Below are 20,759 nucleotides of genomic sequence, written 5' to 3'. Positions count from 1 at the left end.
TCAGTCGAGTGGCAGGTCGAACGCGACGAGCGTGCCGAGGCTGGGTGAGGAGTTCAGGAAGAACTTCCCGCCCGCGGCGTCCGCGCGTTCGGCGAGATGACGCAGGCCACGGGTGGCGACGCCTTGGGGAACGCCGGAACCGTTGTCCCGGACGCGAAGTTTGACGCCGCCGGAGTCCCGGGTCAGCGTCACGCGGGTTTCGCTCGCGCCGGAATGCCTGACCACATTGGACAGTGCTTCGCGCAGGGCGGCCCGGATGTGGTCGGCGCGTTCCGCGGGGACGTCGGCGAATTCACCGGACAGCTCCAGGGTCGGCGGGTAGCCGAGCAGCTCGCCGGCGATGCGGACCTCGCCGCGCGCCGACTCGGCGAGATCGGTGGGCGCGCCGGTGTCGTGGCGAGGCTCCGGTGACCGCAGCGCGCGCACGGTGCCGCGGATTTCCTCGATGGTCTGGTCGAGCTGGTCGATGGCGTCGGACAGCCGGGCCCCGTCGGCCTGGGCGAACCGCTTGCGCATGTTGCGCCGGACGCGGTCCAGTTGCATCCCGGCACCGTAGAGCCGCTGGACGATGACGTCGTGCAGCTCGCGGGCGATGCGCTCCCGCTCTTCGTAGAGGGCAACCCGGTGGCGGGCGTTGGCTCCCTCGGCAAGCGCGAGGACAACACCGGCCTGCGCGGCGAAGGCGACGAGCATCTCGACGGTCCCGGCGGAGAACGGTTCCCGCCCCCGCTTCCGGTAGACGGTGAGCGACCCGAGAACCCGACCCCCGGACCCGAACGGCGCAGCCGCGAAGGGCCCGTAGCCGTGCAGTTCGGCGGGCACATAGGGCGCGGTTCGTGGGTCGGTGGTGAAGTCCTCGCTGGAGACGGGCTCACCACCACGAGCCACCTGCCCAGCCGCAGAGTCGGCGGGGAGGGTGAGACCGCGGAGCAACTCACCAGCAGCCGGCGGCTCCGGGGGCATTGTCGGCTCCGGGCTGCCGGACGGCGGGGCGGCCCCGCCGGGGTGGACCTCGCCGGCGGGCGAGGTGGAGTCCGAGCTGCCGGGCCGGACCGAACCGCCGGAGCGAGCCTCGCCCGCAAGCGAGGTGGAGTCCGAGCTGCCGGGTCGGGCGTCCTTGCCGGCCGGGTGGGCTGTGGCGTAGTGGGCGGCTTCCACCACCACGCGGCCGTCCTCGGTGCTGACCATGGCCAGGCCCAGGTCGGCGTCGGCGAGTTCGGCTGCTCGGGCGACGACCGTGTCCAGCACCGCTCCCGGGTCGTCGCCGGACAGGGCGGTGCTCGTGATCTCTGTGGCTGCGGACAGTGCCCGCGCGGCAAGCGTCGGATCCATGAGTTCCGTCATTATCGCGCGGCGCGGTGGTGGCGCGGCAAGGACACAGCGGGAATCGATCACGGGACCGGTACCCGGGTGACGACCCGGCCGTCGCGGACCTCGAGGACCACGTCCGCTCCGTCGGCTTCGTCCGCCCGGTGGGTCACGTGCACCACCGTCCGGCCCGCCAGCGCCACCCGCAGGTGCGCGCGCACCGCCTGGGCCGTCGCCTCGTCGAGGTGCGCGGTGGGCTCGTCCAGCAGCACGAGTCCCGCCGACGGCGCCCCGAGCAGCGCCCGCGCCAGCGCCACCCGCTGCGCTTGGCCGCCGGACAGTCCGGTGCCGCCGCTGCCGAGCAGCGTCTCCGGCGGGATGTCCGTCAACGCCGCGCTGTGCAACACCTCGCGCAGCTCCTCCTCGGTCGCGGCCGGACGGGCCAGCCGCAGGTTCTCGGCGACCGTCGTCGCGGCGAGCATCGGCTCCTGGGGTGCCCATGCCACGCCCTCCGGGACCGCGACCTCACCACGCCGCGGCGCGAGGAAGCCCAGCAGCGCGGCGACGAGCGTCGACTTGCCCGCTCCGCTCGGGCCGACCACCGCCGCGTACGTGCCCGGCGCCAGCTCGACGTCGACGTCGTGCAGCACCACCGGTCCGCCCGGCCAGCCGAGGTCCGCTCCCCGCAGCGCCACCGTCGTCCCCGGTACCGGCGACGGCTCCTCCGGCACGTCGGCGAGACGGCGGCGCGCACGCTGCAGCGTGTCCCAGTGCTGAGCCGCCGGCGGGAGCAGCGACAGGACCTCCGCCAGCGCGAACGGCACCAGTGCGAGCAGCGGCGCCAGGACCGGGTCGAGCTGCCCGCCTGCCACCGCTGCCGCGGCGAGCGCCGTGCTGACGACCGCCGCCGCGCCGCAGGCCAGCGTGACCAGTGCTTCCGCCGCGCCCGCGCCGAACGCCTGCCGGCGTGCTTGGGTCACCAAGCGGGTGTCGGCGTCCGCGAGGGCGCGGCGGTGCTCGCCGTCCCTTCCGAACGCGAGCAGTTCGGCCGCGGCTTCGAACCCCACCAAGACTCGCGTGGCCACCTCACGGCGTCCGGTCGCCAGCGCCGACGTCGCCCGGCGCTCGGCGCGCAGGGCGACCCACGGTGCGCACGAACCCAGCGCCACCGCCGCCGCGAGCGTCAACCCGGCGGCGGGCAGCACCCACGTCTGCACGGCGATCGCCCCGGCCGCGACCAGGGCCACCACCAGCGGCGGCGACACCACCCGCGGCAGCAGGTCGCGCACGGTGTCGACGTCGCCGACCAGCCGACGCTGTCCCTCGCCCGCACGCAGGCTGCGCGCCGGCCCGAGCCGGACCAGCGAATTCCACAGCCGCACCCGGACCCGGCCGGCAATGCGGAACGCGGCGTCGTGCGTGACCAGCCGTTCGACGTACCGCAGCCCCGCGCGGCCGAGCCCGAACGCGCGGACGCCGACGACCGCGACCGTCAGGGTCAGGATCGGCGGCTGCTGGGACGCCTTGGCGATGAGCCAGCCCGACGTCGCCGTCAGCGCCACCCCGGCCAGCAGCGCGAGCGCGCCCAGCGCGGCGCCGCCGAACAACCGTCCGTCGAGGAGCGCGCGCCACCGCAGCGGCGCGCCCTGGTCGTCCACTGTGGACGTGTTGGCAACGGCCGGGGCCTCGGGCGGCAGGTCGACCGCCGCGGTGCGCGCGTGGGCCGCGATGATCGCCGCGGCGCCGTTGTCGACGGCGCGCTGCACCGCGTCGAGCACCAGGCGCGCGCCGGCTTCGTCGAGGTGGGCCGTCGGCTCGTCGAGCAGCAGCAGCCAGGCGCCGTCGCGCACCCGCTGCAGTGCCCTGGCGACGGCGACGCGCTGTCGCTGGCCCAGCGACAGCTGAGAAACCGGCCGGTCGGCGAGCCCGGCCAGGCCGAGTTCGGCGAGCCCCGCGTCGGAGCCCACCTCCTCGCGGACCGTGCCGCCGGTGAACACCGGCGACTGCGGCACCCACGCGACCTGTTCGCGCCAGCGCGTGAGATCGGCGTCGGCGAGGTCCGTGGCGCCGACCGTGATGGTGCCGTCGTGTGCCGGGACGAAGCCGAGCAAGGCCGAAAGCGTCGTCGACTTGCCGCCGCCGCTCGGGGCGCGGAGCCAGACCGTCTCCCCGGGCCGGACCGTGAACGACTCGCCGTCCGGCGCGAAGCCGCCGCGTCGCGCCACCCGGAGGGAAGACACGCGCAGCTCGCCCGGCGCCGGGATCGCGGTTCCTTGGGGACGTGCCGGGAGCGCCAGCAGGCCGGCGACGCGCCGGACCGCTTCGACGCCGTCCTCGCTGGCGTGGAACGCCGCGCCGACCGCGCGCAGCGGCTGGTAGCACTCCGGCGCGAGGAGCAGCACGCCGAGCCCGATGGCCAGCGGCAGGTGACCGCCGGCGAGCCGGACGCCGACCACCACCGCGACGAGCGCCACCGACAGCGTCGCGACGAGTTCGAGTACGAACGCCGAGGAAAAGGCGACTTTCAACGTCTTGAGCGTCGCGCGGCGGTGGCGTTCGGACAGCTGCCGGACGGTCTCGGCCTGCGCGGCGGCGCGGCGGAACGCGGTCAGCACCGGCAGCACGCGCACGAGTTCCAGTAACCGCCCGGACATCCGGTGCGTTGCGTCGGTCGCACCGGCGACGCGGTCGGCGGTGTACTTGCCGACGAGGATGGCGAACATCGGCAGCAGCGGCACGGTCAGCGCCACGATGACGCCGGACGGCCAGTCGGCGAACAGGATGGCCGCGCCGGCGCCGAGGGGGACGACGGCCGCCGTCACCAGTGCGGGCAGGTATTCGCGGAAGTAGGCGTCGAGCGCGTCGAGGCCGCGGGTGGTGAGCGCGGTGAGCTCGCCGTGGCCGCGCTGGGCGATCCACTCGGGGCCCAGGCGCCACGCGTGGTCGACGGCCTTGGCACGCAGCTCGCGTTGCGCGGTCGCGGCGGCGCGGGCGGAGACCGTGCGCACCGCCCAGCCGGTCAGCGCGCGCGTCGCGACGAGCGCGAGCAGCGCGGCCAGCTGGGCGGTGCGTCCCCCGGAACCCGCTCCGACGATCGCCGCGAGGACGTCGGCGAGCAGGAAGGCCTGTGCCACCAGCGCGGCGGCGTTGACGAACGACAGGAAGCCCACCAGGGCCAGCGCCCGGCGCACGGCAGGCACGAGGGCCGGCAGTGCGCCGAGCGGGCCCTTTCCCGGCCGCGCCAAGTCCACTGTGGACTCCGAAGCGAGAAGGGTTGCGCGCCCGGGAAGCTGTGGCAACCGGGGCTTCGTCATGGTGCGTGGACCGCCGGGATGTGCTGGGTGCCGATGCGCTTGCGGAACACCCAGTACGTCCAGCCCTGGTAGATCAGCACGGCGGGGGCGCCGAAGACGGCGACCCAGGTGATCACGGTCAGCGTGTACGGGCTCGACGCGGCACCCGCGATGGTCAGGGTGTTGGCGGCGTCGAGGGTCGACGGCAGCACGTTCGGGAACAGCGAGCCGAACATCGTGACGGCGGCCCCGGCGATGACGACGCCGAGCGCGGCGAACGCCTGCCCGTCGCGGCCGGCGCGCAGCCGCAGCCAGGCGACGACCGCGGCGGCGGCGCCGATCCCGAACGCGAGCAGCGTCCACAGCGTGCCGGCGCGCCACTGGACGACCGAGAGGAACGCGACCATCGGCACCATCGCGACGGGCAGCAGCTTGATCGCCAGCTTGTTCGCGCGTTCTCGCAGGTCACCGCTGGTTTTGAGGGCGAGGAAGGCGGCGCCGTGGGTGATCGAGAAGGCGGCGATGGCGATCGCGCCGAGCAGGGTGTCCCAGCGGACGGCGGCGAACGCGGAGCCGGCGCGGTTGCCGTCGGCGTCGAGGGGCAGGCCGAGGACGGTGGTGGCGAGGATCAGGCCGACGCCGAGCGGCGGGATCCACGAGCCGATCATGATGACGCGGTCCCAGGTGCGCCGCCAGCGGTCGGAGTCGACCTTGCCGCGGTACTCGAAGGCGACACCGCGGCCGATGAGGGCCAGCAGCACGAGCAGGAGCGGCAGGTAGGCGCCCGAGAACAGCCCGGCGTACCAGGCCGGGAAGGCGGCGAACATGGCCCCGCCGGCGACGATGAGCCAGACCTCGTTGCCGTCCCAGACCGGCCCGATGGTGTTGACCATGACGCGGCGCTCGGTGTTGTCCTTGGCGAGCACGGGCAGCAGCATGCCGACGCCGAAGTCGAAGCCTTCGAGGAAGAGGTAGCCGAGCCAGAAGAAGGCGATGATGGCGAACCAGGCGATTTCGAGGGTCATCGGGCACCTACCACATCCAGCCGACGCCGGTCGCCGGCCACGACCCGATCGCGGTGAGTTATCCACAACGGGTCGAGTTGTCCACAGATTTGCTGTGGGTAACTCGGCAGAGTGACCGAGCCGATACACTGGGTTTGGGGACGCCCCCCGGGACGGGTGGGGGCTGCTTTGGGTGGGCGAGGTGCCGCTGCATAGCCGCTGAGCTGGGGTTTTGCCATCTTCGTCCGCCTCAGTACGCGAAGGCGAGGGTGTCCTCGCCCGGTTTGTCGGAGTCCTTTGGCTTGTTCGGGGGCATCACCGCGTCGACGCCGCCGCGGATGTACTTGCGCATCAGGTACACCTCGACCACGCCGAGGGCCGCGTAGACCGTCGTCAGGGCGATCAGGGAGGTCCACACCTCGCCCGTCGTCACGTGGGAGACGGCCTGGGCGGTGAACATCCAGACGCCGTCGACGCCCGACGGGTTCGGGACCACCACGAACGGCTGACGGCCCATCTCGGTGAAGATCCAGCCCGCGCTGTTGCCCAGGAACGGCGTCGCGATGCCGCCCAGGACCAGCCAGGGGAACCAGCGGCGGCCCGGGATGCGGCCCTTGCGGGTCAGCCAGAGGGCCAGGACGCCGATGCCCGCCGAGATCGCGCCGAAGCCGATCATCATGCGGAAGCCCCAGTACGTCACCGGGAGGTTCGGCACGTAGTCGATCGGCTTGCCCGCCAGCGAGCCGAGGGCCGGGTCGTCCGGGTAGTTGGTGCCGTACTTGGCCTGGTACTCCGAAACGAGGTTCTCGACGCCCTTGACCTCGGTCGTGAGGTCGTTGTGCGCCAGGAACGACAGCAACGCGGGGACGTTGAACGTCTTCACGTCTTCGCAGTTCGCGCCCGAGACGTCGCCGATCGCGATAATCGAGAAACTCGCGGGCTGTTCCGTGTGGCACAGCGCTTCCGCCGACGCCATCTTCATCGGCTGCTGCTCGAACATCAGCTTGCCCTGCGCGTCGCCGGTGACGGCCAGCACCGCGAACGCGGCCACGCCGACCCAGGCGCCGAGGCGCAGCGAAGACCGCCAGACGTCCTCGTGGTCGCCGCGTCGCCACAGGTGCCAGCCCGCGACGCCCACCAGGAAGGCCGCCGCCACCGAGAACGCGCCGGCCAGGGTGTGCGGGATCGCGGCCAGCGCCGTGTTGTTCGTCAGCACCGCCCAGATCGAGTTCATGGTCGGCTTGCCGTTCTCGAACGTCACACCCACCGGGTGCTGCATCCACGAGTTCGCGGCCAGGATGAAGTACGCCGACGCCATCGTGGCCAGCGAAAACGCCCACGCGCAGGCCAGGTGGACCTTCTTCGGCAGCCGGTCCCAGCCGAAGATCCACAGGCCGAGGAACGTCGACTCGACGAAGAACGCGACGAGCCCTTCCATCGCCAGCGGCGCGCCGAAGACGTCGCCGACGAAGCGGGAGTAGGCGCTCCAGTTCATCCCGAACTGGAACTCCTGCACGATCCCGGTCACGACGCCCATCGCGAAGTTGACCAGCAGCAGCTTGCCCCAGAACTTCGTCATCTTCAGGTGCCGCAGCTCGCCGGTGCGGACCCAGCGGGTCTGCATCGCCGCGACCAGGATCGACAGCCCGATGGTCAGCGGGACCATCAGGAAGTGGTAGACGGTGGTGATGCCGAACTGCCACCGCGCTAGCTCAAGGACCTCCACGTGGTCCAGCGTGCTCCGGACCTGGTGACACGGCCAGATCAACTGGTCCCGTTCGTGGCGGGACCAACGTCCTACAGCTGGTCGAGCGCCTTCCGCGCCTCGTCCGCGACGAGCCGCCGCGGGCCCGGATCCCCCAGCTCGAGGACGTGCCGGAGGGCCAGCGCGTACGCGGTGTCGAAGGCCTTGTCCGCGGGGACCGGGATGTTCGGCGGCACGCCGGTGCCCTCCCAGTTCTCCCCCGACTTCGGGTCGTACGAGCGGGCGATCGACACCGTCACGTCCAGGTAGGTGTCCACTTTGTACTGCTCGCGCGGGTGGGCGCCGCCCCGCGTCGGCTCGCCGACGGTCTTCGCGCGCTCCTGCCGCTGCAGGGAGAAGGCGAGGTCCTCGCCACCGGAGAACGTCGCCGGGCCGGTGAGCACCCAGATCGGCTTGGTCCCGCCGAACTTCGGGCCCGGGACGTACGGCAGCGTCCACATCTGGGTCACGCGGTCGCCGTCGCGCTCGTAGACGTCGAGGTAGTGGGTCCGCTCGTCGACGAGGTAGCTCTGCAGGAACGCGCTCGTGTCCGGGGCGCCGCCGCGGTTGTGCCGCACGTCGAGCAGCAGCGCGTCGGCCGCCGCGACCAGGGTCATCGCCGCCGAGATCGCCGGCGCGGCGAGGTCGGGCGGGTAGAGCATGGTCGTGTCGAGGTAGCCGACGTTGCCGGGGAGCCGGCGCACCGACGCGATCCCGAAGTTCTCCAGCTCGGCCGCGCGCCGGAAGTCCTCGGAGGCGAACTCCGCGTCGCCGCCCTCGGCCACCGGGTCGGCGTGGTGACGCAGGCGCAGGTGTTTGTCGTCGTTCACCGACTGGAGGTCCGCTGTGACGACCGTCGCGAATTCCGCGTCGCCGAGGTCCTCGTACGCGCCTTCATCGAGGCGAGCGCGGAGCACCTTCGCGAGCTTCGCAGCGACGTCCGGGAAGACGTAGTGCGCTTCCAACCGGCGGATGACCTCTTCGACCTGCGCAGCACGCGTCCGTGACCCCATGCCGTGAACCTACCGCAGGCCACAACCGAAAATTCGGCGCGCCGAAAAAAATTGTGTGACACCCCGTGATGCCAAATTCATGGCCGCCGATCAGGCAATTTCGCGCGAGCCATCAGCTTGCGGCTTTCCGAGGCACCCCTTTATCGTTGCAGTGAAAGGGGCGAAAATACTCATGACTCCCGCGATGGTGGCGCTGATCAGCGCGTTCGGCCTGGTCCTCGCTGTGGAACTGCCGGACAAGACGCTGGTCGCAACCCTGGTGCTGACCACCCGTTTCCGCGGCTGGCCGGTTTTCGCCGGGGTGTGCGTCGCGTTCGCCGTGCAATGCGTCATAGCGGTTGCGTTCGGCAGCGTGTTGACGCTGTTGCCGGACGTGGTTCTTTCGCTCGTCGTCGCCGCGATGTTCGGCCTCGGCGCTTTCATGCTCCTTCGCGAAGGATTCAGCAAAGCCGACGAAGCAGGCGAAGACGCTTCGCGCACCGGCCCCTCGCCACTGTCCTTCACGCGCTCGGCGATGACGTCCTTCGGCGTGCTCTTCGCCGCCGAGTGGGGCGACGCCTCCCAGCTCGCGACGGCGAGCCTGGCCGCCCGCATCGGCAACCCGTTCGCGGTCGGTGTCGGCGCCTTCACCGCGCTCGTCGTGGTCGCCGGGCTCGCCGTGTTCATCGGCGCGAAGATCCGCAGCCGGATCCGGCCGAAGCTGATCCAGCGCTGCGCCGGGTTCGGGTTCGCCGGGTTCGCGACGTTCGCCCTGGTGCAGCTGGCCTTCTGACCACGGCCTCACAGGTTCGCCCGGTAACCTTTCGGAAACGAAAGGGAGAGCACCAGGTGAACTCGCCGAAGACGCACGCGGTCTCGCCGCTGCACGGCCGGGCCGCACTCGGCGGTATCGGCCTCGCCGTGGCCATCTCGATCGCCCTGCACCTGCGGCTGTCCGGCCAGGTCAGCCCGATCTGGCAGACGCTGTCGGAGTACGTCTACGGCAAGCTCGGCACCTCGTCGGCCGCTCCCCTGTTCAGCGTCATGTGCCTGGCGCTGTCCCTCGGCTCGGTGGCGTTGCTCGCCGGGATCGCCAAGGCCCACCGCCCGGGCACCACCGCCGTCTGCGTGCTGCTCGGCGTCTGGTCGGCCGGGTTGCTGGTGTGCGGCCTCGTGCCGGTCGACCCGGACGGCCAGGCGCGTTCGCTCGCCGGACAGGTCCACAACATCGCCGCCCTCACGGCGTTCGTCGCGCTGCCCGCGGCCGCGTTCGTGCTGACGAAGAAGGGCCGCGAGCGCTGCCCGTGGGAACCCCGCCGGACGACGATCCGGCGCCTGGCCACCGCGAGCTTCGCCAGCGTCGGCGTGGTGCTCGGCGGGTTCGTCCTGACGCTCGTCCTCGGCCCGGCCCAGCAGGACGTCACGCTGGGCCTCTTCGAACGCCTGCTGTTCACCGTCGACGTCGCCCTGCTGCTGACGATGGTCCGGCCGCTGCGCTAGCCGTCCGCCTTGAGGATGCCGGCCAGCCGGGTCGCGGCCGCGACGACCTGAGGGCCGGCTTCGGAGGCCTTCAGCGGCTCCATCGAGACGACGCCGACGCTCGCCCGCAGCCCCGGCACCCCGCGAACCGGCGCCGCGACGCCGGACGCGCCCGCCTCGAGCTCGCCCGTCGACGTCACCCAGCCGTCGCCGCCCGGCCGCAGGCTCATCGCCTTGCCGGCCGCGCCGGCGGTCAGCGAGTGGCGGCTGCCCACCCGGTAAGCGACGTGGAAATTGGTCCACGACGGCTCGACGACGGCCACCGCAAGCGCTTGCGTCCCCTGCGCGACCGACAGGTGCGCGGTCGCGCCGACCTTCTCGGCCAGCTCGCGCAGCACCGGGCCGGCCGCGTCCCGCAGCTGCGGCAGCACCTGCCCGGCCAGCCGGAGCAGCCCGACGCCGAGCCGGACCTTGGTGCCGTCGCGCCAGACCAGCCCGCGCTCCGACAGCGGCACGAGGAGCCGGTAGACGGCCGCGCGGCTGGCCCCGATGGCCACCGCCAGCTCGGAGATGGTCGCCGCGTCGCCACCGGCGTCGGCCACGGCCTGCAGCAGCGCCAGGCCCCGGTCGAGCGTCAGCGACCCCTCCCGGCTGGTCACAGCAAGCCGAGTTCGCCCATGTCGGCGACCGGCTCCGCGAACGAAGCCGCCGCATAGGAGGCGAAGAGCGCCCGCACGGCCTTCGCGGCCGGCTCGGACAGCGCACGGGCCTCGTCGGCCAGTGCCTGGGCGTCGGTCGACTCCAGGGCCGCCCGGACGTCGCCGCCGGCGAGGCTGCGCGCGGAGGCCACGAGCAGGTTCAGGAAGCCGTGGTGCACGAACCCGGTGCCCGGGTCGGTGTGCCGGACCGCGCGGTGCAGGCTGTTCGTCGCCTTGAACGACGCCCCGGCCGACCCGCTGACGACGGCGAGGAAGTCCGCCACCTCGTCGACGCTGGGGAAGTTCTCGCCCGCCTGGCCGCCGCAGCGGATCTTCGGCCAGCTGCCGTGCTCGATCACCTTGCGGACGCCGTCGAGCCAGCCGACCCCGCGCCGCGGCTCGACCACCCGGATGACGTCCTCGGGGACGAACTCCGAGACGCGCTCGAGCCACACCTCGTCGACGTCCGACGGCGCGGGCATCTCGACCATCCGGAGCGCGAGCAGCTCGCTGCGCGACTCGACGATCGAGATCGCCTTCGGGACGCCGCCGAGACCGGTGTCGATGATCAGCGAAAGCGGCAGTGGCTGCTTCGGCTTGATCTTGATCAGCTCGGTGATCAGCTCCGGTAGCCGCGACGCCTGGCAGAGGAAAACGCCCAGTACACCGGCGTGTTCGGACTCCCGGCTCGCGAAGTGCGCACGAAGCGCTTCGGGCATGCCCGCGTCGCCCGGAGGGAACAGCGCCGAGTCGTCGACGAGCCTCGCGAACAGAGGAGGAATTCCACGGGGGCCGGGGGGAGTGAGTTCCACAGCGCTTGACACGACTGACACGCTAGTAGCGTACGACATCAGGACAAAATCGTTCGCACAACGGACACGTCAGAAGGGGACGTCGATGCCTTACTACCGGCGAGTAGGCGAGATCCCGCACAAGCGGCACACCGCGTTCCGGAAGCCGGACGGCGGCCTCTACGCCGAGGAGCTGATGGGCGTCGAGGGCTTCTCCGCCGACTCCGCGCTGCTCTACCACCGCGGCCTCCCGACGGCGATCGTCGACGCCGTCGCGGTCGAGGAGGACCGCGGATCGCTCACCCCGAACCACCCGCTCAAGCCGCGGGCGTTCCAGACCCGGGACCTCAAGTTCGGCGGCGAAGCCGACGCGGTGACCGACCGGCGCCGGCTGTTCGGCAACAACGACGTCACCATCGGGTTCGTCACGGCGACCGCGCCCAGCCCGCTGTACCGCAACGCGGCCGGCGACGAGCTGTTCTACGTCCACGGCGGCACCGCGACCTTCGAGACGATCTACGGCCGCCTGGAGGTCGGTGACGGCGACTACGTCGTCATCCCGACGTCGTGCACCTACCGGGTCGTCCCCCACGGTGAGGTCAGCCTCTTCACGCTCGAGGCGCGCGGCCACATCGGGCCGCCGAAGCGCTACCTGTCGGCGAAGGGGCAGTTCCTGGAGCACTCGCCGTACTGCGAGCGCGACATCCGCGGGCCGTCCGAGCCGCTGCTGGAGGACGGCGAGGACGTCGAGGTGCTCGTGCGGCACCGGGCCGGGCTGACGCGCTACACCTACGCGACGCACCCCTTCGACGTCGTCGGCTGGGACGGCTGCCTCTACCCGTGGGTGTTCAACATCGACGACTTCGAGCCGATCACCGGCCGCGTGCACCAGCCGCCGCCCGTGCACCAGACGTTCGAGGGCCCGAACTTCGTCGTCTGCTCCTTCTGCCCGCGGAAGGTCGACTACCGCGAGGGCGCGATCCCGGTGCCGTACAACCACGCGAACGTCGACTCCGACGAGCTGATGTTCTACGTCCGCGGCAACTACGAGGCCCGGAAGGGCTCCGGGATCGGGATCGGCTCGCTCTCGCTGCACCCGTCCGGCTTCACGCACGGCCCGCAGCCGGGCGCGGCGGAGGCGTCGATCGGCGCGGAGTTCTTCGACGAGACCGCCGTCATGGTCGACACGTTCGCCCCGCTGGAGCTCGGCGAAGCCGCCGACGCTTCGGAAGACCCCGGGTACGCCTGGACGTGGTCGCGCCGCGGTCCGAAGAGCTGACGGCGAACGGGCCCTTCCCCGCGGGGAAGGGCCCGTTCTCGGTCACGTGCGGATCAGCCGTCGTACCAGCCGTAGGTGCGGATCGTGCCGTTGCCGTAGCAGTTGCCGGCGAAGATCCAGTACCCCGGACCCTGCAGCGGCCCGTGCTTCTCGGTGCCGTCCGAGCACACCGTCCAGGCACCGCTGCGGCCGTAGTCGACCCGGACGTTGGCCCGCCAGTCGTCGCTGTCGTAGTGGGTGGTCACCCACGTCTGGACGTGGTCGGTCATGGCCTCGCCCGACCCGATCGCGTGGTGGGTCACGCCCTTGGGCGCCTCGTCGGCCGCCGCCGGTCCGGCCCCCGCCAGCGCGAAGGCACCGGCCAGCGCGGCGGCGCCCAGCGCCGCGACCCCGGCCCGCTTCATCTTCGTGGTTTTCATGATCCCTCCAGTGTCGTGCTGCATTGACCACTTCCCGGTCTAGTGCGTTGGGGTTGTTCTGTCCGGTTCGGTGGACAGCGAACGACAACCTCCGAACAATGGATTACGCCAAGGGGGGTGGCGTAATGCCGCGTGGGGAACGTCCGCTCGATACGGACGACGAGGTTCTGTCACAGTTCGCCGCAGATTTGCGGCGATTGCGGGAGAAGGCGGGCCGGCCGCCATATCGGCAACTGGGAAAACGAGCGCATTACTCGGCGGGGACATTGTCCGATGCCGCCGGTGGCCGGAAACTGCCGACGCGCGCGGTTGCCTTGGCTTATGTGCGCGCCTGCGACGGGCCGGTCGCCGAGTGGGACCGGCGGTGGCACGAAGTCGCGGCGGAATTGAGCCGGCGGAGACGGGCGGCTCCCGGGTCCGCCGCGGAGCCGCCGTACCCGGGCCTGGCCGCGTTCGGCGCCGGGGACGCCGGCCGGTTCTTCGGCCGGGAAGACGTCGTCGACCTGGTGCGCGGCCGGCTCGCCGGGGAACGGTTCCTGGCCGTCTCGGGCCCGTCCGGCAGCGGCGTGACGTCGCTGCTGCGGGCGGGCCTGGTCCCCCAGGTCCGCCGGCCGGTGGTGTTCCTGCGGCCGGGACGGCGTCCCCTGGAGGAGTGCGCGGCGCGGCTGGCGGCGCTCACCGGGACGCCGTCGGTCCGGCTGCGCGCGGAATTCGCCGCCGACCCGGGGCACCTGCACCTGCGGATCCGGCAGGCACTGCCGCCGGACGCCGAGTTCCTGCTGGTCGTCGACCAGTTCGAGGAAGTCTTCACCGCCGAGGCGCCGGAACGGGCGTGGTTCTTCGCCGCGTTGCTGCGGGCGGCGCAGGCCCCGGCGCGGGTGGTTCTCGGCCTGCGCGCAGACTTCGAGGACGCCTGCGCGCGGCATCCCGCGCTGGCCGAGGTGATGCGGAACGCGCTGATCCCGCTGGAGCCGCTGACCGCCGGGCAGGTCCGCGCCGCGCTGGTCCGGCCCGCCGCGGAAGCCGGCCGCGGCCTGGAGAACGCACTGGTCGCGACCCTGATGGCCGAAGTCGCACGGCAGCCGGCCGCGCTGCCGTTCGCCACGGACGCACTGCGCCGGACCTGGCAGGCCGGCCAGGGCGCCACGCTCACCCTCGCCGCGTACGAGGCCACCGGCGGCATCACCGCGGCACTGGCCGGGGCGGCCGAAGCGGTATACGGCCGGCTCGCTCCGCCGGAGCAGGCCGAGGCCAGGAGCCTGTTCCTGCGCCTGGTCGGCTTCGGCGACGGCACCCCCGACACCCGGCGGCACGTCCCGCACGCCGAACTCGACCCGACGCCGGTGGTGGCGCAGTTCGTCCGGTCCCGGCTGGTCACCGCCGGCCGGACGGGGCTCGAACTCGCGCACGACGCGGTGCTCGACGGCTGGCCGCGGCTGCAGGGCTGGCTGGCCGCGGACCGGGACGCCCTGCGCGTCCACCGACGGCTCACCGAGGCGACCGGGTTGTGGGAAACCTCGGACCGGGAGCCGGCCGTCCTTTACCGGGGTCGCCAACTCGACGAAGCGCTGAAGTGGGCGAAGCGGGCCGATGCCCGGCCGAACACCCCGGAGCACCGGTTCCTCCGGGCGAGCGTCGCACTGCGGGCCGCCGGAGAAACCGCGGACCGGCGGCGGCGACGGCTTTCCGTGGCGACCACCCTGACCGCATTGCTCGCCGCCGTTTCGACGGCAGCGGCGATTCTCCGCCGTCGTCGCAGCGGAGCATCGAGGGTTTCGACGAGTATTTGATTGCCGACGCGAAACGACTGCGCTGACGATATTTTTGCCGTCAACGGGCCCGCCCGCGCCGGATTCCGGGGCAACGGTTCGGCAACGCACCTCCGGCTACCCGTCCACCGCCGGATAATGACGGCAGACGCGGAGACGGGGAGGGTTCGATGATCAATTCCCAACCAGTGCGGCGCCGGAGAAAAATTCTCCCGTTCCTGGCTGCGATCGTGGTTGCCATCGCCTTGATCATCGGAATCCGGTACTGGACCAGCGGCTCGAGCGACGAGGCCGACGCGCCGAAGTGCTCGGGCACGGACGCGATCGCGCTCAACATCGCTTCTTCGCCGGAAAAGGTCGGCATCGTCCAGGAGGCCGCGAAGGCCTACTCCGGACGGACGGTCGCGGGGCACTGCGTCGACGTGATCGTGCGGTCGAAGTCGTCCGGCGTGGCGATGCAGGCGCTGGCGAACGGCTGGAACGAAGCCACCGACGGGCCGCGCCCGGACGTCTGGACGCCGGCCGCGAGCGGCTGGGTCAACCTGCTGCGCGTCAACGCCAAGGGTGACACCGGCTCGGTCGTGCCCGACGGCGACCCGCAGTCGATCGCGAACTCGCCGCTCACCGTCGCCATGCCCAAGCCGATGGCCGAGGCGCTGGGCTGGCCGGCGAAGCCGATCGGCTGGAAGGACCTCACGGCGCTCGCGACCGACCCGGCGGGCTGGGCGAAGTACGGGCACCCGGAGTGGGGCAAGTTCCGGCTCGGGAAGACGAACCCGAACATCTCCACCGCCGGGCTGAACGCCACCATCGGCGCGTACTACGCGGCCACCGGCACGTCGTCCGACCTGACCGCGGCCGCGATCGAGAAGCCCGAGGCCAAGCAGTTCGTCTCGAACATCGAGCAGGCGATCGTGCACTACGGCGACAACACCCTGACCTTCCTCACCAACCTGCAGAAGGCGGACGACCGCGGCGCCGCGCTGTCCTACATCTCGGCGGTGACCGTCGAGGAGAGCTCGCTCATCGGTTACAACCAAGGCAACCCGACCAACGACCCGGCGAAGGTCGGGCAGCACGCGCCGCCGAAGGTGCCGATCGTCGCGATCTACCCGGCCGACGGGACGCTCAACTCCGACCACCCGCTCGTCACGCTGAACTGGGCCGATGCCACGCGCAAGCAGATCGCCGCGGACTTCCTCGGCTACCTGCGGGGGCCGGAAACGCAGCAGCGGTTCGCCGCGCTGGGCTTCCGGTCGTTCGACGGCAAGCCGGGCCCGCAGGCGACCACCGCGAACGGGGTCCAGCCGGACGCGAAGATCACCTTCCTGCAGCCGCCACCGCCCACCGTGCTGTCGAAGCTGCTCACCACGTGGACCGACCTGCGCAAGAAGGCGAACGTGCTGCTCGTCGTGGACGTCTCCGGCTCGATGGGCGCGGAGGTGAAGGGCGCCGGCAAGAGCAAGATCGACCTGGCGAAGCAGGCCGCGATCGACTCGCTCGGCCAGTTCGTGCCGCGGGACCAGGTCGGGCTCTGGCAGTTCTCGACCCGCCTCGACGGCGACAAGGACTACCAGGAGCTGCTCCCGGTGCAGCCGCTCGGGACCAGCGGCAAGGAGACTCTGGCGATGCGGCTGGGTGGGCTGACGCCCCACGCCGGAACGGGGCTGTACGACACGTCGCTGGCCGCGTACGAGTACATGAAGGCCCACCTGGACCCGACGGCGATCAACGCGGTCGTGGTGCTCACCGACGGCCGCAACGAAGACTCCGGCGGCGTCGACCTCGAGCACCTCCTCCCGCAGCTGCGCCCGGAGGGCAACGCGGAGTCGGTCCGGCTGTTCACGATCGCCTACGGCGCGGACGCCGACCAGGACGTGCTGAAGCAGATCGCGGAGGCGACCGCGGGTTCGCAGTACGATTCGTCCAAACCGGACTCGATCAACCAGGTGTTCACCTCCGTGATCTCCAATTTCTGATGAAGTTCGCCCGTGAGCTCACCGAACCGTGGGGGCTGCTGCTCGCCGCCACGTCGGCCGGCGTGGCCTGGGCCGTGCAGCTGCCGGTCGTCGCCGCGGCCGGGATCGGGGTGGCGGTGCTGGCCGCGTGGGCGGGCGTGGCGGTGCTGAGCGAGGAAAAGGAGCCCCCGCCGCGGGAAGCCCGGGTACTGGACGTCACGCCCGGGTCGGCGGAGGAGAACTGGCTGCACCGGGCCGAGGGCGCGGCCGAGGGGTTCGGCTCGCTGAGCGCCTCCCTGGCCACCGGCCCGCTCGCCGAGCGCGTCGCGGACATGGAGCCGGTGGTCCAGGAGACGCTTTCGACCCTGCGCCGGCTGGCAGGCCGCGCCTCGGCGACCGGCCAGGCGCTGGCCAGGGTCGACCCGGACACCGTCGCGCACGAACGACGTCGGCTGCAGCGCGAGTTGCGCACGGCGAACCCGGAGGTCCGCGGCGACCTCGAGCAGGCACTGACGGCGGTCCAGGCCCAGGCGGACGTGCACGCCCGCCTGTCCGGCGCCCGCGACAAGCTGCTGGCCCAGCTCCAGTCCGGCGCACTCGGCCTGGACAGCCTGGTGGCGAGGGTCGCCGAGCTGACGGCGGCGACCTCGGACGTCACCGTGGACACCGGCGCGGTGCGCGAGCTGAGCGACCAGCTGGAGGGCATCCGGCAGGGCGTGCTGGAGACCGAACAGGCAACGCGGAAGTCGCTGGGTTAGGCCGCCACCGGCGTCCGGTCGCGGCGCGGCAGCAGCAACGGCGTCGCCAGCACCAGGACCCCGGCGATCCCGATCGCCACGCGCGCGCTGGTGAGGCCGGCCAGCACACCCCAGATCGCGGTCAGCGTGGCGATCGCCGCCTTGGTGCTGACCGACCACGCCGAGAGCGTCCGGGCGATGCGGTCCGCCGGGAGCTGCTCGAGCCGGTAGGTCGCCAGCACCGGGTTGAACACACTGCAGCTGACGATCAGGCCGAGTTCGACGGCCATGACGTACCCCAGCCCGCCCGCGCCGGCCGGGATGAAGGCCAGCGCGAGCAGCCAGCACGCCCGGATCGCGCCGGCCGTCACCAGGACGGGGTGGCGCCGGAACTTCCCGACGAGCCGCGGCGTCAGCCGCGAGCCGGCGAGCCCGCCGAGGCACGGGACGGCGAACGCGAGCCCGTACTGCCACGGCGTGAACCCGAGCTGGTTCAGCATCAGCACGGCGAGCAGCGGCTCGGTGCCCATGACCAAGCCGTTGAACACCATGGCGTTGAGCAGCAGCGGCCGCAGTCCCGGGTGCGCCAGCAGGAAGCGCCAGCCGTCGGCGAGGTCGCGCACGCGCAGCCGGGTGGCGTTGCGGGGACGCGGTTCGTCCCCGCCGATCGCGCGGATCCCGAGCGCGGAGAGCAGGAAGCTGACGGCGTTCGCGACCACCGACGTCACCGGCCCGAGCAGCGCGAACGCCGCCCCGCCGAGCGGCGGCCCGAGCGCGGTGGCGGTCCAGTTCGTCGACTCGAACCGGCCGTTCGCGACGAGCAGGTCTTCGGGCGGCACGAGCCCCTTGAGGAACGCGCCACTCGCGGAGGTGAAGGTGATGTCCGCCGCGGCGACGACCACCGAGACGGCCAGCAGCTGCGCGAAGCTCAGCACCCCGAGGGCGTAGCAGGCAGGCACGCTGATCAGCGCGCCGAACCGGACGAGGTCCATGCCCATCATGACCGGCCGCTTCCGGCGGCGATCGACCCACGGCCCCAGCGGCACGGCGACGAGCGCACCGACGGCAGGCCCGACCGCGGCCAGCGCCGAGACGGCCGCGGGCCCGGCGTGCAGGACGAGGATCGCGAGCATGGGGAAGGCACCGAAGCCGAGCCACGTCCCGAACGCGCTCACGGCGTAAGCCGACCAGAGCCACCTGAACCGCGGCCCCAGCGACCGCCCGCCCATCACCCGGGAGATCAAAGCCGGGAACGGCCGCGCGCGGCAAACAACCGACGCGGCGGCGAGCCACAACGCCGCGTTGTGAATCTAGAGTCGGTCGCCGTGGACCTCGACGCCGTACGCACCTTCGTGGCCGCTGTGGAGGCCGGCCGGTTCCAGGACGCCGCCACCGACCTGTCGATCACGCAGCAAGCCGTCTCGAAGCGGATTGCCGCGCTGGAGCGGTCGCTCGGCGTGCGGTTGTTCACGCGCACCGCCCGCGGCGCCGTGCTCACCGGAGACGGCGCGGCGTTCCTGCCGCACGCCCGCGAACTGCTGGCCGCCGAGCTGCGGGCGCTGGTGTCGGTGCGCACCGGGCCGCTCCGGGTCGACGTCATCGGGCGGCGGCTGGGCCCGGCCGCGTTGCTGCGCGGATTCTACGAAGCACACCCGGACGTCGCGTTGGAGGTCGCGACGCTCTTCGACACCGCGGTCGCCGCGATCCGGGAGGGCTCGGTCGACGCGTCGTTCCGCGCGGTCGTCGCGCTGCCCGAGGACCTCGACGCGCAGTGGGTGCTCGACGAGCCGATCCAGCTGTTGTGCGGGCCCGGGCACCCGCTGGCCGAATCGCCCCGCGTGGCTCCGGCCGAGCTGGCCGGGCACCGGATCTGGCTGCCCGGCTTGGCGCCCGGCACCGAGTGGGCCGCGTACTACGCCGAGTTCGCGGCCGCGTTCGGGCTGTCGATCGACGCGGCCGGGCCGAACTTCGGCACCGAGGTGGTGCTGGACACGATCGCGGAATCGACCGAGGTGTCGACCCTGGTCGGAGCGGGGAGCCGGGTGTTGTGGCCGCCCGGGCACGACTTGCGGCGCGTACCGATCGAAGCGCCCGTGCCGGTGTACCCGCATTCACTGGTGTGGCGACGGGGCAACCCGCACCCCGGGCTCGGAGCGCTCCGGCGTCACCTCGCGAACGGGCAGCGTGTCCCTGACGCGTGGCGGCCGGGCTGGGCTGCTCAGCCGAGCCAGACCGTGCCCAGTACCGGGTAGCCCGGCAAGCCGGTCTTGGCCGCGCCCGGACGGGGGACGCCCGCGATCCACAGGCGGCCCGTTGCCGCGATGTTCGCGGCCATCGAGGGGTCCGCCTTGGGGAGGCGGAAGGGGACCACGCGGCCGTCGGCCAGCATGGTCAGGCCGCTGAGCCTCGCCGCGCCGTGGCGGCTCATGCGGACCGGGCCGTCGAGGACTGCGCGCAGCTCCGTCCAGTGGTCCGCCGGGAGCGGGCGGCCGTGGGCGAACGAACGCAGCACGGCCGCGAGCGCGCCCAGCAGCGCGCCGGCCCCGGGCGCCCACGCCACCCACCCCACCACCGGGAAGTCGAGCCCGACCCAGACCGCGAACCCGGCCAGCACCAGCAGGCACGCCGCCGTCGCCCGCAGGTCGCGGGCCAGCTGGCGGCGGTGCGCGCTCAGCACGGGGTCGAGCCTCGGCGAACCGGATCCGGCCGGTTGCGGCACCGGCACCGCACCCGGCGGCGGCGCGTCGTGGACACCGGCGCGGCGGACGCGCACCACGCCGGAGAAGCCGACGAACACCTTCGGTCCCCGGCCCAGCAGCCAGACCCGCCGGTGCCCGGCCACCAGCAACCGGTGCGCTTCGTCGAGCCTGACGCGCAGCCACCGGCCGTCCGGCAGGCGTACGCCGACCGTCCGGCCGGCCGCGACCAGGCCGTCGGCGGTGATGTCCACCTGCCGGAACGCTTCCCGCTTCAGCCGTGTCTCGGGCACCCTGGCGTGCGCGAGGTAGAGCCACCGCGCTTCGATCGCGCCGGCCAGCGCGAACGTGGCGACCGGCAGCGCCACCCCGGCGCCGGCCAGGAACTGGGCAACGCCGAACACCACGAAGAACGCGGCGACCAGCCGCTGGTTCGCGGTGCCGCGGCCCAGGCGGTCGAGGTACTCGCCGAAGATCGGGAGGGCTCCGGACGGCATGGCGGGGTCGAGTTCGAACGCGCGGACGCGCTCGGGGACCGGGACGATCGGCACGCGGAACCCCCACGGGGTCGGGTTGTTAACCGCTTTTCGGC

General features: G+C 72.4%; 17 protein-coding genes. 7 read left to right on the top strand and 10 right to left on the bottom strand.

Features of this window, described 5'->3' with window-relative positions:
• The 5 genes from ACLJQE_RS05655 to ACLJQE_RS05635 all read right to left on the bottom strand — a co-directional run bounded on the left by ACLJQE_RS05655 (window position 1) and on the right by ACLJQE_RS05635 (window position 8,362).
• Window positions 1-1,332: a GAF domain-containing protein gene (locus tag ACLJQE_RS05655; RefSeq protein ID WP_410637885.1), complete on the bottom strand. Its 1,332-nt coding sequence runs from the start codon at window positions 1,330-1,332 to the stop codon at window positions 1-3.
• A 59-nt stretch (window positions 1,333-1,391) separates the two neighbouring features.
• Window positions 1,392-4,559 (bottom strand): thiol reductant ABC exporter subunit CydD, encoded by a 3,168-nt coding sequence (gene cydD, locus ACLJQE_RS05650; protein ID WP_410637884.1) that lies wholly within the window; start codon window positions 4,557-4,559, stop codon window positions 1,392-1,394.
• A 59-nt stretch (window positions 4,560-4,618) separates the two neighbouring features.
• Window positions 4,619-5,626 (bottom strand): cytochrome d ubiquinol oxidase subunit II, encoded by a 1,008-nt coding sequence (gene cydB, locus ACLJQE_RS05645; RefSeq protein WP_410637883.1) that lies wholly within the window; start codon window positions 5,624-5,626, stop codon window positions 4,619-4,621.
• Between the two features lie 229 nt (window positions 5,627-5,855).
• Window positions 5,856-7,331: a cytochrome ubiquinol oxidase subunit I gene (locus tag ACLJQE_RS05640; protein WP_410637882.1), complete on the bottom strand. Its 1,476-nt coding sequence runs from the start codon at window positions 7,329-7,331 to the stop codon at window positions 5,856-5,858.
• Between the two features lie 71 nt (window positions 7,332-7,402).
• Entirely contained in the window at window positions 7,403-8,362 is a 960-nt protein-coding gene (locus ACLJQE_RS05635; protein ID WP_410637881.1) for a S41 family peptidase, read from the bottom strand.
• A 184-nt stretch (window positions 8,363-8,546) separates the two neighbouring features.
• Between ACLJQE_RS05635 and ACLJQE_RS05630 the strand changes: the two genes are divergently transcribed.
• The gene (locus ACLJQE_RS05630) at window positions 8,547-9,134 is read left to right on the top strand and encodes a TMEM165/GDT1 family protein (protein WP_410638327.1); all 588 of its coding nucleotides are present in this window, start codon (window positions 8,547-8,549) and stop codon (window positions 9,132-9,134) included.
• 56 nt (window positions 9,135-9,190) lie between these two features.
• Entirely contained in the window at window positions 9,191-9,841 is a 651-nt protein-coding gene (locus tag ACLJQE_RS05625; RefSeq protein ID WP_410637880.1) for a DUF998 domain-containing protein, read from the top strand.
• Here ACLJQE_RS05625 and ACLJQE_RS05620 read toward each other — a convergent pair.
• Together ACLJQE_RS05620 and ACLJQE_RS05615 are read right to left on the bottom strand one after the other, a co-directional pair.
• The gene (locus ACLJQE_RS05620; RefSeq protein WP_410637878.1) at window positions 9,838-10,479 is read right to left on the bottom strand and encodes an IclR family transcriptional regulator; all 642 of its coding nucleotides are present in this window, start codon (window positions 10,477-10,479) and stop codon (window positions 9,838-9,840) included. The genes ACLJQE_RS05625 and ACLJQE_RS05620 overlap by 4 nt on opposite strands.
• Window positions 10,476-11,330, bottom strand: coding sequence for a hypothetical protein (locus ACLJQE_RS05615; RefSeq protein ID WP_410638326.1), 855 nt, complete (start codon window positions 11,328-11,330; stop codon window positions 10,476-10,478). Before ACLJQE_RS05615 ends, ACLJQE_RS05620 begins: the two co-directional genes overlap by 4 nt.
• 85 nt (window positions 11,331-11,415) lie before the next feature.
• Between ACLJQE_RS05615 and ACLJQE_RS05610 the strand changes: the two genes are divergently transcribed.
• Window positions 11,416-12,588: a homogentisate 1,2-dioxygenase gene (locus ACLJQE_RS05610; protein ID WP_410637876.1), complete on the top strand. Its 1,173-nt coding sequence runs from the start codon at window positions 11,416-11,418 to the stop codon at window positions 12,586-12,588.
• Window positions 12,589-12,641: 53 nt separating this feature from the next.
• Here the strand turns inward: ACLJQE_RS05610 and ACLJQE_RS05605 are convergent, their stop codons facing one another.
• A complete protein-coding gene (locus ACLJQE_RS05605) occupies window positions 12,642-13,007 on the bottom strand; it encodes a hypothetical protein (protein WP_410637875.1) in 366 nt (121 codons plus the stop codon).
• 323 nt (window positions 13,008-13,330) lie between these two features.
• On the opposite strand from ACLJQE_RS05605, the gene ACLJQE_RS05600 reads away from it, so the two are divergent.
• The 3 genes from ACLJQE_RS05600 (at window position 13,331) to ACLJQE_RS05590 (ending at window position 17,492) form a co-directional block, all read left to right on the top strand.
• Window positions 13,331-14,797 (top strand): hypothetical protein, encoded by a 1,467-nt coding sequence (locus ACLJQE_RS05600; RefSeq protein ID WP_410637874.1) that lies wholly within the window; start codon window positions 13,331-13,333, stop codon window positions 14,795-14,797.
• 149 nt (window positions 14,798-14,946) lie between these two features.
• Window positions 14,947-16,755: a substrate-binding and VWA domain-containing protein gene (locus ACLJQE_RS05595; protein ID WP_410637872.1), complete on the top strand. Its 1,809-nt coding sequence runs from the start codon at window positions 14,947-14,949 to the stop codon at window positions 16,753-16,755.
• Window positions 16,755-17,492, top strand: coding sequence for a hypothetical protein (locus tag ACLJQE_RS05590; RefSeq protein WP_410637871.1), 738 nt, complete (start codon window positions 16,755-16,757; stop codon window positions 17,490-17,492). Before ACLJQE_RS05595 ends, ACLJQE_RS05590 begins: the two co-directional genes overlap by 1 nt.
• Here ACLJQE_RS05590 and ACLJQE_RS05585 read toward each other — a convergent pair.
• Entirely contained in the window at window positions 17,489-18,703 is a 1,215-nt protein-coding gene (locus ACLJQE_RS05585) for an MFS transporter (RefSeq protein WP_410637869.1), read from the bottom strand. The genes ACLJQE_RS05590 and ACLJQE_RS05585 overlap by 4 nt on opposite strands.
• Before the next feature lie 93 nt (window positions 18,704-18,796).
• Between ACLJQE_RS05585 and ACLJQE_RS05580 the strand changes: the two genes are divergently transcribed.
• A complete protein-coding gene (locus ACLJQE_RS05580) occupies window positions 18,797-19,723 on the top strand; it encodes a LysR family transcriptional regulator (RefSeq protein ID WP_410637868.1) in 927 nt (308 codons plus the stop codon).
• Here ACLJQE_RS05580 and ACLJQE_RS05575 read toward each other — a convergent pair.
• The gene (locus tag ACLJQE_RS05575; RefSeq protein WP_410637867.1) at window positions 19,690-20,718 is read right to left on the bottom strand and encodes a hypothetical protein; all 1,029 of its coding nucleotides are present in this window, start codon (window positions 20,716-20,718) and stop codon (window positions 19,690-19,692) included. The two genes, ACLJQE_RS05580 and ACLJQE_RS05575, sit on opposite strands and share 34 nt — an antisense overlap.
• Window positions 20,719-20,759: the final 41 nt, after the last annotated feature.

This window comes from Amycolatopsis sp. lyj-346 (assembly GCF_046548975.1).
Lineage (GTDB): Bacteria > Actinomycetota > Actinomycetes > Mycobacteriales > Pseudonocardiaceae > Amycolatopsis.
This window is presented reverse-complemented; position numbering and strand designations above follow the sequence as displayed.

Excerpts from the sequence above, each read along its gene's own strand:
- ACLJQE_RS05655 (WP_410637885.1), bottom strand. The coding sequence starts at position 1,332 with ATGGATCCGACGCTTGCCGCGCGGGCACTGTCCGCAGCCACAGAGATC.
- cydB (WP_410637883.1), bottom strand. The coding sequence starts at position 5,626 with ATGACCCTCGAAATCGCCTGGTTCGCCATCATCGCCTTCTTCTGGCTC.
- ACLJQE_RS05635 (WP_410637881.1), bottom strand. The coding sequence starts at position 8,362 with ATGGGGTCACGGACGCGTGCTGCGCAGGTCGAAGAGGTCATCCGCCGG.
- ACLJQE_RS05630 (WP_410638327.1), top strand. The coding sequence starts at position 8,547 with ATGGTGGCGCTGATCAGCGCGTTCGGCCTGGTCCTCGCTGTGGAACTG.
- ACLJQE_RS05610 (WP_410637876.1), top strand. The coding sequence starts at position 11,416 with ATGCCTTACTACCGGCGAGTAGGCGAGATCCCGCACAAGCGGCACACC.
- ACLJQE_RS05605 (WP_410637875.1), bottom strand. The coding sequence starts at position 13,007 with ATGAAAACCACGAAGATGAAGCGGGCCGGGGTCGCGGCGCTGGGCGCC.
- ACLJQE_RS05595 (WP_410637872.1), top strand. The coding sequence starts at position 14,947 with ATGATCAATTCCCAACCAGTGCGGCGCCGGAGAAAAATTCTCCCGTTC.
- ACLJQE_RS05590 (WP_410637871.1), top strand. The coding sequence starts at position 16,755 with ATGAAGTTCGCCCGTGAGCTCACCGAACCGTGGGGGCTGCTGCTCGCC.